The sequence below is a fragment of the Streptomyces sp. NPDC020898 genome, assembly GCF_044333925.1.
Classification (GTDB): Bacteria; Actinomycetota; Actinomycetes; order Streptomycetales; family Streptomycetaceae; genus Streptomyces.
In genome coordinates this window covers 46,564-61,472 of sequence record NZ_JBIRRV010000015.1, presented here as the reverse complement: position 1 = coordinate 61,472, position 14,909 = coordinate 46,564, and the positions used below count along the sequence as shown (strand labels likewise).

The 14,909-nt window shown below is 70.9% G+C and carries 11 protein-coding genes; 2 read left to right on the top strand and 9 right to left on the bottom strand.

Going from position 1 to position 14,909, the window contains the following annotated elements; all coding sequences use genetic code 11:
- Nucleotides 1–79: 79 nt before the first annotated feature.
- The 3 genes from ACH4TV_RS35975 to ACH4TV_RS35965 form a co-directional block, all read right to left on the bottom strand.
- On the bottom strand, nt 80–802 hold the full coding sequence (locus tag ACH4TV_RS35975; protein ID WP_398405475.1) for a GNAT family N-acetyltransferase: 723 nt from the start codon (nt 800–802) through the stop codon (nt 80–82).
- A gap of 38 nt (nt 803–840) precedes the next feature.
- Complete coding sequence (locus ACH4TV_RS35970; RefSeq protein ID WP_398405474.1) at nt 841–2,844, bottom strand: IucA/IucC family protein; 2,004 nt, start codon at nt 2,842–2,844, stop codon at nt 841–843.
- A 104-nt stretch (nt 2,845–2,948) separates the two neighbouring features.
- Nucleotides 2,949–4,460: a diaminobutyrate--2-oxoglutarate transaminase family protein gene (locus tag ACH4TV_RS35965; protein ID WP_398405473.1), complete on the bottom strand. Its 1,512-nt coding sequence runs from the start codon at nt 4,458–4,460 to the stop codon at nt 2,949–2,951.
- Between the two features lie 479 nt (nt 4,461–4,939).
- Between ACH4TV_RS35965 and ACH4TV_RS35960 the strand changes: the two genes are divergently transcribed.
- Nucleotides 4,940–6,175 (top strand): trypsin-like serine peptidase, encoded by a 1,236-nt coding sequence (locus ACH4TV_RS35960; RefSeq protein WP_398405472.1) that lies wholly within the window; start codon nt 4,940–4,942, stop codon nt 6,173–6,175.
- A gap of 108 nt (nt 6,176–6,283) precedes the next feature.
- On the opposite strand, the gene hflX is transcribed toward ACH4TV_RS35960, so the two are convergent.
- The 6 genes from hflX to miaA form a co-directional block, all read right to left on the bottom strand.
- A complete protein-coding gene (gene hflX, locus ACH4TV_RS35955) occupies nt 6,284–7,780 on the bottom strand; it encodes a GTPase HflX (RefSeq protein WP_398405471.1) in 1,497 nt (498 codons plus the stop codon).
- Between the two features lie 179 nt (nt 7,781–7,959).
- Nucleotides 7,960–9,414 (bottom strand): M1 family metallopeptidase, encoded by a 1,455-nt coding sequence (locus ACH4TV_RS35950; RefSeq protein WP_398405470.1) that lies wholly within the window; start codon nt 9,412–9,414, stop codon nt 7,960–7,962.
- 69 nt (nt 9,415–9,483) lie between these two features.
- Nucleotides 9,484–11,694 carry a RelA/SpoT family protein gene (locus ACH4TV_RS35945; RefSeq protein ID WP_398405469.1) on the bottom strand — a complete coding sequence of 737 codons (2,211 nt, stop codon included), beginning with the start codon at nt 11,692–11,694 and terminating at the stop codon, nt 9,484–9,486.
- Nucleotides 11,695–11,992: 298 nt separating this feature from the next.
- Entirely contained in the window at nt 11,993–12,862 is an 870-nt protein-coding gene (gene dapF / locus ACH4TV_RS35940; RefSeq protein ID WP_398405468.1) for a diaminopimelate epimerase, read from the bottom strand.
- A 50-nt stretch (nt 12,863–12,912) separates the two neighbouring features.
- Nucleotides 12,913–13,404, bottom strand: a complete 492-nt coding sequence (locus tag ACH4TV_RS35935) for a hypothetical protein (protein ID WP_398405631.1) — start codon at nt 13,402–13,404, stop codon at nt 12,913–12,915.
- A gap of 108 nt (nt 13,405–13,512) precedes the next feature.
- A complete protein-coding gene (gene miaA / locus ACH4TV_RS35930) occupies nt 13,513–14,451 on the bottom strand; it encodes a tRNA (adenosine(37)-N6)-dimethylallyltransferase MiaA (RefSeq protein WP_398405467.1) in 939 nt (312 codons plus the stop codon).
- A gap of 181 nt (nt 14,452–14,632) precedes the next feature.
- Here miaA and ACH4TV_RS35925 point away from each other — a divergent pair, with 181 nt between their 5' ends.
- Nucleotides 14,633–14,908, top strand: a complete 276-nt coding sequence (locus tag ACH4TV_RS35925) for a hypothetical protein (RefSeq protein ID WP_398405466.1) — start codon at nt 14,633–14,635, stop codon at nt 14,906–14,908.
- The last annotated feature ends 1 nt before the right edge of the window (nt 14,909 follow it).

The window sequence follows — 14,909 nt, the reverse complement described above, 5'->3', positions numbered from 1 at the left end:
GACCACCCTACGGGGCGGCACTGACAATCGGGTGATCAAGGCGGGAGCGCACGGTGGGGACGGAAGGGGCGAGGGAGGTCTACAGAGCATCGCGCAGGACCCGGTCCCGGACCATGAGGGCGGCCCGCTTGGCGGGCAGGTCGACCTCCGCGGAGAACCGGAAGCCTGCGCTCAGAAAGGCCGATACCGAAGGCGTGTTGCGCAGGTCGGGTTCGGCGACCACGCGCGCGCAGGAAGGGCGACGGTCGAGTACGAGATCGGCGACTGCTCTGAGCAGGATGCTGCCCAGCCCTCGGCCGCGGTCGGCGACACCGCCGAACAGAAGGTGCAGTCCGGTGTCGTGAGGACGAGCGGGATAGTGCCGGGCCAGGGGATCGAGGTCGGCGCGGTAGATCTCCCAGTAGCTCATCGGGGTGCCCTCCAGCACGCCCAGACAGGGCACGCTGCGTCCGTCACCGCCGAGCTGGGACCGCAGATGGGCCTCGGTCACACACGGGGTACCGGCGAGCTCCCAGAAGGTGGCGACGGTCGGGTCGTTCATCCAGCGGCCGATCAACGGGAGATCGCGCTCGACCTCCGCGGGGACGAGATGGAACGAGCCCGCGGGCGTACGGGTCGGCCCCCAGTCCCCGATGCGGTCGAGGAGATCGTCGGCTTCGCACAGCGCCAGGAACTCGTCGGGCAGGCGCAGCTCCAGCGTGTCCTCGCTGTCGGAACCCGTTCGGAGGCCGGCGCCGTGGTCGGAGACCGGAACGGTTCGGACGTCGGTGCGGGCGGCGGTGCGCGCGTCCGTGGGAGGCACGGGACGCTCCTCTCAGGAGATGGGGTGAGTCACGTTCCTCAGCGTGAAAGGGGGTTGGCGATGGTGACGTAGACGGACTGGGTGTCGACCGGGCCGACGAGTTCGTCGAGACCGTGCAGCCGGGTGAGCAGATTGGCCTTGCAGCGCAGGACGGGTGAGTCCAGCAGACGGCCGGGCAGGGACGTACGCAGTCGGGCGGGACCGGAGGCGATGTCTCCGAGGAAGCGCCGGAAAGCGGCCAGCAGCAGCTGTTCGTCGGCGAGGCGCTGCGAGCCGAAGGCGCCGATGAGGCCGAGTACGTTGTTGATGCCGAGGTAGTAGGCGAAGCGTTCGTCGGTGACCTCGTCGGAGACGAACGTGTCGCTCCGCTCACCGATGCCGGGCAGCCGGGCGTCGAGTTCGGTGCGCCGGGACTCGCGGAAGTAGTAGCCCTGGTTGTCGCGGTAGCGCCCTCCCCGGGGCCAGCCGTCCCCGTCCAGCAGGAGCAGGGTGTTCTGCTGGTGGGCCTCCAGGGCGATGCCGGCCTCGCTGTCCAGCCAGAGCACGGGCCGTACGACGTGTTCCAGGTAGCGCAGGAACCACTCGGCGGCGACGGCTCCGCGAGGGCGGCCGGTTCGTCCGGCGAGACGTGTGACGACCTCGGCCAGCCGGGACCCCGGGATCGGCCCCTCGGACTGTCGGTCGGCGTCGCCACCCAGGTGGGTGCGGAGTCGGGGCGAGACAAGGCCGGCGACACAGGCGACGTCGTCCGCCGGGTGGAACGGGTTGTGCCGGATCACCACGTCGAGGCCGGGGACGGGACGGCCGTCGGGGTCGTCGACGGCGAGCCAGGCCGGGTCGCGGACGATGTCGAAGCCCGGGTGCGTGACCTGCCACTGCTTGGCCAGGCCACCGCGCAGCAGCCGGTGCACCTCGACACCCCGGTGGAGTTCCTTACGGAGGTTCTCGCGCCGGGAGTTGGTGATGCGCAGCCCCAGCGAGAGCTTGAGCATCGCGGGGGCGCCCGAACGGTGAACGGTGCGTACGGAGGAGGTGGGGTGCCAGGGGGAGCCGTGGGTGCAGAGGTCGCGGAGCAGGCCGGCGTCGAACAGGGCTGCGATGCGCGAGCGGTGCCGCACCTCACGGATCTGCCAGGGGTGCGCCGGGAGGGCCGCGTACCCGTCGGGCAGCGGCAGCGGCAGTGCGGCGCCGACGAGCTGCTCGGTGAGCTGTTCGGCGCGGACAGGACGGCCTCGCTCGGTCCAGGCGGAGTCGGTGGCGAGTACGGAGGGAGCCACCGCGATCCAGTGCAGCGGGAAAGAGCCGCGCAACTCCGGTGAGTAGAGCCGGGCTTCGGCCTCGGCAAGCCCTTCACGGCTCTTCGGGGTCGGGTGCAGCGGGTGGCCGAGCAGCAGCGCCTGCTCGGCGGCGAGAAAGAGGTCCGGCCCGTCGGCCGGCTGTGCGCGACGGTCGCTGATGAAGGTGGCGGTACGGCGGACGGAGTCGGCGACACGTGCGACCAGGTCGACGGCGTCGGGGGGCAGGACGGTGGAGGCGGGCGGCCGCGCGCCCTGGACCTCGGCTTCGGCCGAGGTGCCGTCGGTGTCGGCCCTGTCCGGCTTTGGGCCGTCGTACGCCTCCCTCGCGAGCAGTGTCGCGACCGTGACCGCGTCGGCGGCCGGTGCTCCTGCGGGGGCGTCGGCCAGGTGGGGCAGGCCGAAGCGGTGCCAGCCGGTCGGGGACCAGTAGTGGACCGGGGCCAGCAGGGCGGTGCCGCTGGTGGGGAGGGGGATGCGGAGGGTGCCGTCGGCGGGGGCGGTGAGGTTGTTCTCCCGTACCCAGCAGCGCAGCAGGTTCTCGGTGGCCGCTGCCTGGGCTGCCGTGTGGGGATCCAGGTGTTCCAGGAGGTCGGCCGTGGCATCGCGCAACCACTCGGCGTCCCTGGCCGCTGCCTTCTGCCGGGGCACCGTTTCCCGCCCGGGCCCGTCCGGGGTCTGTGTGCCGCCCGAACCTCGTGCGGGGGTGGGGTGGGAACGGCCTTCGGGTACGGGGGTGCTGTTCAAGACGGTTCCTCGTGAGGTTGTTCGGGTGCGCGTGGGGCGAACCGGGGTGGTACGGGCGGGCGTCGGGCCGCTGCCGCCGGTGCTTGCGGAGGGGGCCTCGGTGGCTAGCCCGCTCCCTCGGAGTGGGTGGGCGGGCGGCCGTGGTCGGTGTGGGCGCGAGCCACCGTTGCCACGGCGTCGGCCAGTCGGTCGAGTACCGCGGTGGCTTGTTCGTCGCTGATGGTCAGCGGTGGAAGCAGGCGGACGACGCTCGCCCGGCGTCCGCCGAGCTCGACGATCAGGCCCCGGCGCAGACACTCCCGCTGTACGGCGGCGGCCAGTTCGGGCGCTGCGGGACGCGGCCCGCCGCCGGTCCGGCCCGGGAACCCCTCCGGCTCGGTGCCTCGGCGAGCGGAGCTCCGAACTACTCTCGTACGGCTGTCGCTGTCGGCGTGGCCACCGGTCGCCCCGGTACGGAGGTCACCGTCGGCGGAGTTCCGCTCCGCTCCCGGCTCCACCAGTTCGACGCCGATCATCAGTCCCCGGCCGCGCACGTCGCCGATGATCGGGAACTCCGCTGCCAGCCCCTGGAGTTGGGAGAGCATGCGGGCGCCCAGGGTGGCCGCCCGTCCGGCGAGGCCGTGTTCGCGGACATACGCCAGAGTGGCTGTGCCGGCCGCCATGGCGAGCTGGTTGCCGCGGAACGTGCCCGCGTGGGCGCCGGGTTCCCAGACATCGAGGTCCTCGCGGTAGACCACGACGGCGAGCGGCAGACTGCCGCCGATGGCCTTGGACAGCACCATCACGTCGGGCGTGACCCCACTGTGTTCCACCGCCCAGAACATGCCGGTGCGGCCGACTCCCGTCTGGATCTCGTCGGCGATCAGGGGGATCGAGCGGGACTCGGTGATCCGTCGCATGCGCCGCATCCAGGCGTCCGGCGCGGGAATCACTCCGCCTTCGCCCTGGACGGGTTCGAGGATCATCCCGGCCGGCAGGGGCACCCCCGACTTGGTGTCGTCGAGGACGGACTCGGTCCAGCGGGCGGCGAGTTCGGCGCCCAGGTCACCGCCCATGCCGAAGGGGCAACGGTAGTCCTGGGGATAGGGCAGCCGCGCGACCCGTACGTCGGACGCGTGACCGGAGGCGTCGAGCGAACCGGCGGTCATGCCGTGGTAGGCGCCCGTGAAGGCGAGCATGCCGGTGCGGCCGGTCGCGGCGCGCACGAGCTTGAACGCGGCCTCCACCGCGTCCGTCCCGGCCGGTCCGCAGAACTGCACGCGCGCGTGGTCCGCGAGTCCGGGCGGCAGGGTGCGGAACAGTTCGGTGGTGAAGGCGTCCTTGACGGGGGTCGCCAGGTCGAGGACGTGCAGCGGCGCACCCGAGTCGAGAACCCCGCGGATCGCCTCAAGGACAACGGGGTGGTTGTGCCCCAGGGCCAGTGTCCCCGCGCCCGAGAGGCAGTCGAGGTAGCGGCGGCCGTCGGCGCCCTCGATCGTCAGCCCTCGCGCCCGTACGGGGACGATCGGCAGGGCGCGCGCATAGGTGCGTGCCGCCGATTCACGCGCCGACTGGCGCCGCAGAATTCCCTCGTGCGCCCCGCGTGCACCCGCGCACACTCCCGCATCGGCGTCCACTTCCACGGACTCCCGCAGCCCCAATGCCCCGACTCCCCACTGCTCCGCCCGCCCCGCCGACCGTCAACTCACCAAGACACCCCTCCCGTTACCAACCTCCGGCCACCCACCGGAGTCACGGGTTGTCTTCAAGATCCTTGCCGTGGCCGAGCTGTTGCGGGCCGAAGCCCCCGGAGTCACGGGTTCGCAGTTGACGCCTCTGATGGCCAACAGCCCCAGCGGAATCAGGCGTGAGAGGACGTCACATGGGCAGTCGGCCGGACAATGACCAGATCAGACGGCCCGTAGCGAAACCGTTGCCGTTCCACCGGGTGTCCCCCACGGCGACCGCATAGTGTGTGATGCCGTCCGGCGACAGCACTCCACGACACCGCGCTCTCGCTCACAGGCACCCCGGCGCACCGCGCGGGGACGCCACGGGACCGCGGCACATCACGTCAGTTCACTCACGGTTCGACCACGCCAGGGGGAGTCACACCATGCGACCCATACGTCCGCCCTTCATCACCCGCCGTGAAAGGGGCGCGCGCCGCGGCATCTCCCCCGTACCGGCCGCCGTCGGCCTCGCCATGGCGCTCGCGCTCACCGCCACCTCTTGCGGCTCCGGCTCGGACTCCGGCAGCGCCGACGCGAGCGGACAGGAGTCCGCCTCGGCGGCCGACGACGGCACCGGAAAGATCACGATCCCGGACGGTCTCAAGGACAAGCTCAAAGAGCACGGGATCGACATCGACCAGTGGAAGAACGGCGCCTGGAAGAACTGGGACAAGGACGACTGGCTGCGCGAGGCCGAGGACTACGTCAACCCGATCATCGAGGGCCTGTGGGACACGGACCGGATGCGGGACGCCGACGACCCGGAGAAGAGTGTCGACGAGAACGACCTCGCGGGTGATCAGGGTGTCACCGACCCGACGCCGGCCTCGGTGGACGCGGAGGCCGTGCCGCCCGGCTACCACGCCAACGCACCCGAGGCGGGCAAGGTCTTCTTCGACGCCCCCGAGGGCACGATGGTCTGCTCGGCGACCGTGGTGAAGGACCCCGCACATCCCGGGAAGTCGAACCTCGTCTGGACGGCGGGCCACTGTGTGCACGCTGGCAAGAAGGGCGGCTGGTACCGCAACATCGCCTTCGTGCCGTCGTACAACGACGCGGGTATGTCCGGCGCCGAGTTGGAGAACGCTCCTCGCGCGCAGGTCGCTCCGTACGGCGCCTGGTGGGGTGACTGGGCGCAGACCTCGGACCAGTGGATCGAGCAGGGGGGTTCGACGGGCGGCGACGGAGCACCGTACGACTTCGCGGTCATTCATGTGACGCCGGAGAAGGGCGGTAGCGGCAAGTCGCTGGAGGAGACGGTCGGTTCGGCCCTCCCGGTGGACTTCGACGCGCCTGCCGTGTCGCAGGTGGAGAGCATCACGGCGACCGGCTATCCGGCGGCCGCGCCGTTCGACGGCGAGACGATGTACCAGTGCCAGGACCGGCCGGGCCGGCTGTCGATCGTCAGGGCGGATCCGACGATGTACCGGATCGGGTGCACCATGACCGGCGGTTCCTCCGGCGGCGGCTGGGTCGCCACGGGCTCGGACGGCAATCCGGCCCTGGTCTCCAACACCTCGATCGGCCCGGTGAGTTCGGGCTGGCTGGCGGGCCCGAGGCTGGGCAAGGTGGCACAGGGCGTGTACGACGAGGTAAGCGCGAAGTTCGCCGACCAGTGACGCGACAGGCCCCCATGCCGAAGGCATGGGGGCCTGCTCAAGGGGCGCGGGGAACTGCGCGACCAGCCACAACGGCCCCGCAGACGAAAACGCACCCGCCGGCGGAGCCTAAAGCGCCGCTGCCGCCGGAACATACGGCGACAGATCCGCCGCCAGTTCCTCATGCACCCGCGCCTTGAGCAGCGTGCCCTCCGCGGTGTGCTCCTCGGAGATCACCTCGCCCTCGGTGTGGGCACGGGCGATCAGCCCGCCGTGGGTGTACGGCACGAGCGCCTCGATCTCGACCGAGGGCCGGGGCAGCTCGTTGTCGATCAGCGCGAGCAGTTCGGCGATGCCCTGACCGGTGCGGGCCGAGATCGCGATCGAACGCGTCTCCATCCGCATCAGCCGCTGGAGCGTCAGCGGGTCGGCCGCGTCCGCCTTGTTGATCACGACGATCTCGGGTACGCCGGTGGCGCCGACGTCCCTGATCACCTCGCGCACGGCGGCCAGCTGCTCCTCCGGCGCCGGGTGCGAACCGTCGACCACGTGCAGGATCAGGTCGGAGTCACCGACCTCCTCCATCGTGGAGCGGAACGCCTCGACGAGGTGGTGGGGCAGGTGCCGGACGAAACCGACGGTGTCGGCCAGCGTGTAGAGGCGCCCGCTGGGGGTCTCGGCCCGGCGCACGGTCGGGTCGAGGGTCGCGAACAGGGAGTTCTCGACGAGCACGCCCGCACCCGTGAGACGGTTGAGCAGCGAGGACTTGCCGGCGTTGGTGTAACCGGCGATGGCGACCGAGGGCACCTTGTTGCGGCGGCGCTCCTGACGCTTGATCTCGCGGCCGGTCTTCATCTCGCCGATCTCCCGGCGCATCTTCGCCATCTTCTCGCGAATCCGGCGCCGGTCCGTCTCGATCTTGGTCTCACCGGGACCACGGGTGGCGAGGCCACCGCCCTTGCCGCCGCCCATCTGACGGGACAGCGACTGACCCCAGCCTCGCAGCCTCGGCAGCATGTACTGCATCTGCGCGAGCGCGACCTGCGCCTTGCCCTCTCGGGACTTGGCGTGCTGGGCGAAGATGTCGAGGATCAGGGCCGTACGGTCGATGACCTTGACCTTGACGACGTCCTCGAGGTGGATCAGCTGGCCGGGGCTCAGCTCACCGTCGCAGATGACCGTGTCCGCGCCCGTTTCGAGGACGATGTCCCGCAGTTCGTTGGCCTTGCCGGAGCCGATGTAGGTGGCCGCGTCGGGCTTGTCCCGGCGCTGGACGACGCCGTCGAGGACGAGCGCGCCCGCGGTCTCCGCGAGGGCTGCGAGCTCGGCGAGCGAGTTGTCCGCGTCCCGGATGGTCCCCGTGGTCCAGACGCCGACGAGCACGACCCGCTCCAGACGGAGCTGGCGGTACTCGACCTCGGTGACGTCCTCGAGCTCGGTGGAGAGGCCCGCCACGCGGCGCAGGGCGGCGCGCTCGGAGCGGTCGAACTGGTCGCCGTCCCGGTCTCCGTCGATGTCGTGGCTCCAGGCGACGTCCTCTTCCATCAGGGCATCGGCCCGAAGACCTTCGGGGTAGGTGTGCGCGAGGCGCTCAGTGTCCTGGGAAGGGGAAGAAGAGGAGGTCATTGGGTCCTTACGTCGATGCGGATTCGGTGTGCGGCGACGGAACAGGCCCGTCACTGAGTACAACGCACGAGCGCCCCGGGAGATTCCCGGAACCCGTCCCGTGAGGCCGGGGGCAGCGCCGCCGACCTGAAGATGGTCGCACGGCACGCCCCGTCTCGTCACGGTGTTATTTCGCGGCGCTATGTCGTGGGCGCGACGGACTTCCAGTCCGGGTGCCCGGGCATCGGCGGCGTCTTCTCCGCGTACAGCCATGCCTGGAAGAACGCGCTCAGATCCCGCCCGCCGATGTCGGACGCGAGGCGCTCGAAGTCGGCGGTGCCCGCGACGCCGTCCTTGTGGAGTCCCACCCATGCCGCCTCCACCCGCTCGAACGCCGGGCGGCCGATCTCCTGGCGCAGGGCGTACAGGGCGAGAGCGGCACCGTCGTAGACGTTCGGGCGGAAGATGCCGATCTTCTGCCCGTCCTTGGGTGCCTTGGGCGCACCGGGTGGCCCGCCGGCGGCCCGCCAGCGGTCGGAGGCGCCGTACGCGGCCTTCATCCTGTTCACCAGAGGCCTGCCCGCCTTCTCCTCCGCGTACAGCGCCTCGTACCAGGTGGCGTGTCCTTCGTTGAGCCACAGGTCGGACCAGGTGCGCGGGCTGACGCTGTCGCCGAACCACTGGTGGGCCAGTTCGTGCACCATGATCGAGTCGACGTACCACTCGGGGTACGCGGGCTCGGTGAACAGGTCTCTCTCGAAGAGAGAGAGTGTCTGTGTCTCCAGTTCGAAGCCGGTCGACGCCTCGGCCATGAGGACCCCGTACGTCTCGAACGGATAGCGGCCGACCTTGCTCTCCATCCACTCGATCTGCCCGGGCGTCTTCTTCAGCCACCGCTCCAACAGCGCGCGGTCCTTGGTGGGCACGACATCCCGTACGGGCAGTCCGTGCGGCCCGGTGCGGTGGACCACCGTGGAGCGGCCGATCGACACCTGGGCCAGTTCGGTGGCCATGGGGTGCTGGGTGCGGTACGTCCAGGTCGTGGCCCTGCCGACCCGGTCGACACCCGCGGGCAGACCGTTGGCCACCGCCGTGTAGCCGTTCGGGGCGGTGACCCTGATCGTGAACACGGCCTTGTCTGAGGGGTGGTCGTTGCACGGGAACACCAGGTGCGCGGCGTCGGCCTGGTTCGCCATCGCGAGCCCGTCCTTGGTCCGCACCCAGCCGCCGTCCCGGCCGGCCGCGGACACGGGGTCGCTGGTGTGCCGCACGGTGATCCGCATCCAGCTCCCGGCGGGCAGCGGCGCCCGGGGCGTCACCACCAGGTCTTCGCCGGCGCTGGTGAACGACGCCGGCTCACCGTCGACCTCGACCGAGCCGACCTTCCCGTGGGAGAAGTCGAGGTTGACGTGCTCCAGTGCCGTCGTCGTCCAGGCGTCGATGGTCGTGACGGCGGACAGCGGCTTGCTGTTGCTACCGGGATAGCTGAAGGCGAGGTCGTACGACGCCACGTCGTAGCCGGGGTTGCCCAGGTGCGGGAAGAGGCGGTCGCCGACGCCCAAGGGGGCCGCGGGGGCACTCGCGGCGACGAGGCAGACGGAGACGGCGGAGGCGAGCAGCGCCGACTTGAACCGGGTGCGGGGGTTGAGCAGCATGCACCACCGCTACCAGCGCCCGCCCGCTCCACTGCGGCGACTCGCGCCTACCCCACCCGAACGGGTTGGTCAGGAAACGGCCACGTGATGCTGCGCCCGGCTGACGTCGTACACGCCCGGCACATTGCGCATGGCCCGCATGAGGGCGGGAAGGTGCGCAGCGTCCGGGAGTTGGAGCGTGTACGTGTGGCGTACGCGCTGCTGACTGGGGGGTTCGACGGTCGCCGAGACGATCGCGACGCCCTCCAGGGCGATGGCTTCGGTGAGGTCGGCCAGCAGATGGGGGCGTCCGAACGATTCGGCGACCAGGGTGACCCGGGCCTCGGTGGTGTCCCCCCAGTGCACGCCGACCTCGGCGCGCCCCGTGCTCTTCATGTGCGCCACCCCGGCGCACTCCACCCGGTGGACGGTCACCACTCCCCCGCGCACGGCGAAGCCGGTGACCTCGTCGGGCGGTACGGGCGTACAGCAACCGGCGAGACGTACGGTCGCGCCGGGCTGGTCGACGACGGCGGTCGCGGCGGCCGGGGAGGCGGCGGAGTCGTCCTGGGCGGAGCGTGCGTCGACGGCCGCGCGGGCGGCACCGGCGGTGGCCTCCTCGGCCTCCGAGGGCTCGCCGGAGGACTCCTGCACGGCCGCCGGATCACTGTGCGTCGGATGCGCGGCCAGCCAGCGCTGGATGGCGATCCTGGCGACGGGCGTGTGCGCGTGCTCCAGCCACTCCCTGGAGGGCTCGGAGGCCGGGTCCTGCCCCATGAGGAGCTGGACCGTGTCGCCGTCCCGCAGAACGGTGCTCAGCGTCGCCAGCCGGCCGTTGACCCGGGCGCCGATGCAGGCGTGCGCGTCCTCGCCGTACTGCGCGTACGCCGCGTCCACACAGCTCGCGCCCTCGGGAAGCCCCAACGAGCCCCCGTCGGCCCGGAACACGGTGATCTCACGGTCCTGGGCGAGGTCCTCGCGCAGAGTCGACCAGAAGGTGTCGGGGTCGGGTGCGGCCTCCTGCCAGTCGAGCAGGCGGGAGAGCCAGCCGGGCCGGGTGGGGTCGATCCGTTCGCCGTCGCTGTCGGTCTGCTCCTCCGAAGGAGGAGCGTAGGGATTGCCGAGCGCGATGACACCGGCCTCGGCGGCCTTGTGCATCTGGTGGGTACGGATGAGGACTTCGGCGACCTGGCCGTCCGCACGGGCGACCGCGGTGTGCAGCGACTGGTACAGGTTGAACTTGGGGACCGCGATGAAGTCCTTGAACTCGGAGACGACGGGCGTCATGCATGTGTGCAGCTCGCCCAGGACGCCGTAGCAGTCGGCGTCCTCGTTGACGAGCACCAGGACCCGCCCGAAGTCGGAGCCGCGCAGCCGGCCGCGTTTGCGGGCCGCGCGGTGCAGGGACACGAAGTGCCGTGGCCGGATGAGGACTTCGGCCTGGATGCCTGAATCACGCAGTACCGCGCGTACCTCGTCGGCGATCTCGGCGAGCGGGTCGTCCGCGCGGGAGGCGTTGTCGACGATCAGCTGCCGGGTGTGCTCGTACTCCTCGCGGTGCAGGATCGCGAAGACGAGGTCTTCCAGCTCGGTCTTGAGCGCCTGGACGCCGAGCCGTTCGGCGAGCGGGATGAGCACGTCCCGGGTCACCTTGGCGATGCGCTCCTGCTTCTCCGGGCGCATCACGCCCAGGGTGCGCATGTTGTGCAGCCGGTCGGCGAGCTTGATCGACATCACGCGGACGTCGTTCCCGGTGGCGACCAGCATCTTGCGGAAGGTCTCGGGCTCGGCGGCGGCGCCGTAGTCGACCTTCTCCAGTTTGGTCACGCCGTCGACGAGGTAGCGGACCTCGGCGCCGAACTCCTCGCCGACCTGATCCAGCGTCACATCCGTGTCCTCGACCGTGTCGTGGAGCAGAGACGCCGTCAAGGTCGTGGTCTCCGCGCCGAGTTCGGCGAGGATCAGGGTCACCGCGAGCGGGTGCGTGATGTACGGCTCGCCGCTCTTGCGCATCTGGCCGCGGTGCGAGGACTCGGCCAGGACATAGGCCCGGCGCAGCGGTTCCAGGTCGGCGTCAGGATGGTGGGCGCGATGCGCCTCGGCGACATGGCCGATGGCGTCGGGCAGCCGGTCGCGGGTCGCGGAGCCGAGGAACGCGGCCCTGCCCAGCCGGCGCAGGTCGATCCGGGGGCGGGACCGCCAACGGGGGGCCTGGCTCCCCCCTTGCTCCAGTGGGACCGAGAGCTTGGGTGAGGACGTCACAGCACCTGGGCTCGCGGGATTCGTGGCCTCCGCACTCATGGGCACCTCCGGCTACCTGGACCGGCGGACGGGATGCCCCATGGCGGACGGCGGCTCAGGGGATGGCGTTGTTCCCCCGTCCGGGCCGGTGCTTGATGCTACCGAGCCCATCACGCGCGACTGACCACCTCTCGTCGAGCGTGAAACGGATCACCCATTCGAGCGATGGTTCGGAGGTTTACACTTTCGAGCCACCCGACCGGCGACCAACTCTGAATTCGAGTGACGCCGGGACCGATGGGCTACGAATTAACAGCCCACGGCTCACGCGGGCTGCGATATCCGGCCGACGACCGTGTCAGCTCGCCGCGGTTTCCAGCCACTCCCCGTCGATCTCGCCCTCGGCGACGATCACGGCGGGCCCCGTCATCTCGATCTCGCCGTCGGCCCGCTCGGTGATCACCAGGCGCCCACCGGGCACGTCGACGGTGTACGTCACCGGGGTCCCTGTCACGGCCGGGTCGGCGCCGTCGCGCCGGGCGGTGGCCACGGCGACGGCACACGCGCCCGTGCCGCACGATCGGGTCTCACCGGACCCGCGCTCGTGCACGCGCAGCGCGACGTGCCGCGGGCCCCGGTCGATCACGAACTCGACGTTGACCCCGTCCGGATAGACGGAGGCGGGGCTGAAGGGCGGCGGGTCGAGGAGGTTCCCCGCGTGTGCGAGATCGTCGACGAAGGCGACCGCGTGCGGGTTGCCCATGTTCACGTTCCGCGCGGGCCAACTGCGCTCACCCACGCGCACGGTGACCTCCCCTTCGGGGAGGAGGGCCTTGCCCATGCCTACCGTGACGTCACCTTCCTTGGCGATGTGCACGTTCTTGACGCCCCCGCGTGTGGCGACGGTGATGTCCCCTTCGGCCACGTGTCCGGCGCGCTGGAGATAGCGCGCGAAGACCCGCACCCCGTTGCCGCACATCTCGGCGATCGAGCCGTCGCCGTTGCGGTAGTCCATGAACCACTCCGCCGCGGCCGCCATGCCCTTGGCCTCGGGATGCGCGGCGGACCGCACGACGTGCAGCACCCCGTCGCCCCCGATGCCCGCACGCCGGTCGCACAGGGCGGCGACGGCGGCCGGGGAAAGGTCGATGACGTTCTCGGGGTCGGGGACGATCACGAAGTCGTTCTCGGTCCCGTGCCCCTTGAGGAAGGCGATCCGCGTGCTCATGTTCTCGATCGTACGGGCACACCCGGCCCGTACGGCGGGACGGCACCGGCCTAACGCAGCCGGGCCACTCTCCACACGGCGAGCACGATGACGACGGCGACCACCACGACGTACGCCAGGACAACCCGCCAGTCCCGCCGGGAGCTGTCACCGAGCCCCGGTGCCGTGTAGCCGACCCGGCGCGCGGCCATCATGCCCCAGCCCGCGGCGCAGGAGCAGATGAGCAGCCCCAGCATGGCGATCACGGCTCCGCTGTCGCCGAAGTCGAAGGCCAGCGGGAAGGCGAACATCAGGGAACCGAGCGCGGCCAGGACCACGATCGGGGCGAGCTGCCAGATACGCAGGCGGCGCTGCGGTCGGAGCTCGACCTCGACCTCGGGCCCGAGGAACATCTCGTCCGGTTCGGGTCCGTCGGCGGTCACCCCGCCTTGAGTGTCGTCAGGTCCGTCCGGGCTCAGACGGGCTTCGTCCTGTTCCGTTTCGCCACTCTCACTGGTGACATGTCCCGCGCCTTGTGCGGTGTCGCGAGGGCCGGCCTCCATCGCCACGCGCCCTCCCAACTCGGACTCCACTTGGTCGATCGAAGCTCGATGATGGCACGGCGCCGGAGGCCTGGATGACGGCCGGAGCGTCCCGATGCCATGACGTGATCAGGCTGTGACCGGTCGTTCGACCAACGCCAGTGCGAGGTGCGGAAGTTCTGTGAGATCCGCCGCAGCCCCACTCAACCAGTGCACCCGGGGATCGCGCCTGAACCACGAATCCTGACGGCGCGCGAAGCGCTTGGTGGCGCGGACGGTCTCGGTCCGGGCGTGGTCCTCGGCGCACTCCCCGGCGAGCGCCGCGAGCACCTGCTGGTAGCCCAGCGCGCGCGACGCCGTGAGCCCCTCGCGCAGGCCGTGCGCCTCCAGCGCGCGCACCTCGTCCACGAGCCCCGCCGCCCACATCCGGTCGACCCGGCGGGCGATGCGCTCGTCCAGCTCGGGGCGGGACACGTCGACGCCGATCTGGACGGTGTCGTACACGGAGTCGTGGCCGGGCAGGTTGGCGGTGAAGGGCTTACCGGTGATCTCGATGACCTCCAGGGCCCGGACGATACGGCGGCCGTTGCTGGGCAGGATCGCGAGCGCGGCCTCCGGGTCGGCGGCGGCCAGACGGGCGTGCAGGGCACCGGAGCCGCGCAGGGTGAGCTCCTCCTCGAGGCGGGCCCTGACCTCGGGGTCGGTGCCGGGGAACTCCAGATTGTCGACGGCTCCGCGGACGTACAGGCCGGAGCCGCCGACCAGGACCGGCCAGCGTCCGTCCGCGAGCAGTGCGTCGATCCGCTCGCGCGCGAGGCGCTGGTACTCGGCGACGCTGGCCGCCACCGTCACGTCCCAGATGTCCAGGAGATGGTGCGGGATGCCGCCGCGTTCCTCGGGCGTCAGCTTGGCGGTTCCGATGTCCATCCCTCGATAGAGCTGCATCGAGTCGGCGTTGACGACCTCCCCGCCGAGACGCTGGGCCAGGAAGACGCCCAGATCGGACTTTCCGGCTGCTGTGGGGCCGACGACGGCGATGACTCGGGGGGTGGGGGGTGCGCTGCTCACTGCCCCAGTCTCGCAAACCCGGGACCCCTCCTCGAACGAGTTACGTGACGGCGCGCGTCCGGGGTCGTTGCCAGTTGCGAGGTTCGCGCCGCCGGATTCGGGAGGCGGTGACGGGGGCGACGCAAACGGACGCACCGGGCGACGCGGGATTTCGCCCGCACGAGTAACGTATGGAGTGGATATGGGCGTATTTGCACGGCTTCTCGGAAGGTCGAAGACCACGAAAGAGGCGTCAACCGGCGAGGAGCAGGCCGTCACGGTGACGGACGAGTCCCCGGCGGAGGAGTCGGAAGCGGCGAAGGGGTCGCCAGAGGCCGGCAGCGGTGCCGAGAGCGAGACCACGGCGGAGAAGCCGGAAGCCGCGGCCGTACCCGCCACCGAGGGCGTCGAGATCCCCAAGCAGCAGTCCGCCGAGGAGGCCGCCGACAGCGAGGCCGGTGAGGGCGCCCGCAAGTAAC

Bases quoted from the DNA above. Each gene is read 5' to 3' on its own strand.
- dapF (WP_398405468.1), bottom strand. From the start codon at position 12,862: ATGAGCACGCGGATCGCCTTCCTCAAGGGGCACGGGACCGAGAACGAC.
- hflX (WP_398405471.1), bottom strand. From the start codon at position 7,780: ATGACCTCCTCTTCTTCCCCTTCCCAGGACACTGAGCGCCTCGCGCAC.
- ACH4TV_RS35945 (WP_398405469.1), bottom strand. From the start codon at position 11,694: ATGAGTGCGGAGGCCACGAATCCCGCGAGCCCAGGTGCTGTGACGTCC.
- ACH4TV_RS35960 (WP_398405472.1), top strand. From the start codon at position 4,940: ATGCGACCCATACGTCCGCCCTTCATCACCCGCCGTGAAAGGGGCGCG.
- ACH4TV_RS35935 (WP_398405631.1), bottom strand. From the start codon at position 13,404: ATGGAGGCCGGCCCTCGCGACACCGCACAAGGCGCGGGACATGTCACC.
- ACH4TV_RS35950 (WP_398405470.1), bottom strand. From the start codon at position 9,414: ATGCTGCTCAACCCCCGCACCCGGTTCAAGTCGGCGCTGCTCGCCTCC.
- ACH4TV_RS35925 (WP_398405466.1), top strand. From the start codon at position 14,633: ATGGGCGTATTTGCACGGCTTCTCGGAAGGTCGAAGACCACGAAAGAG.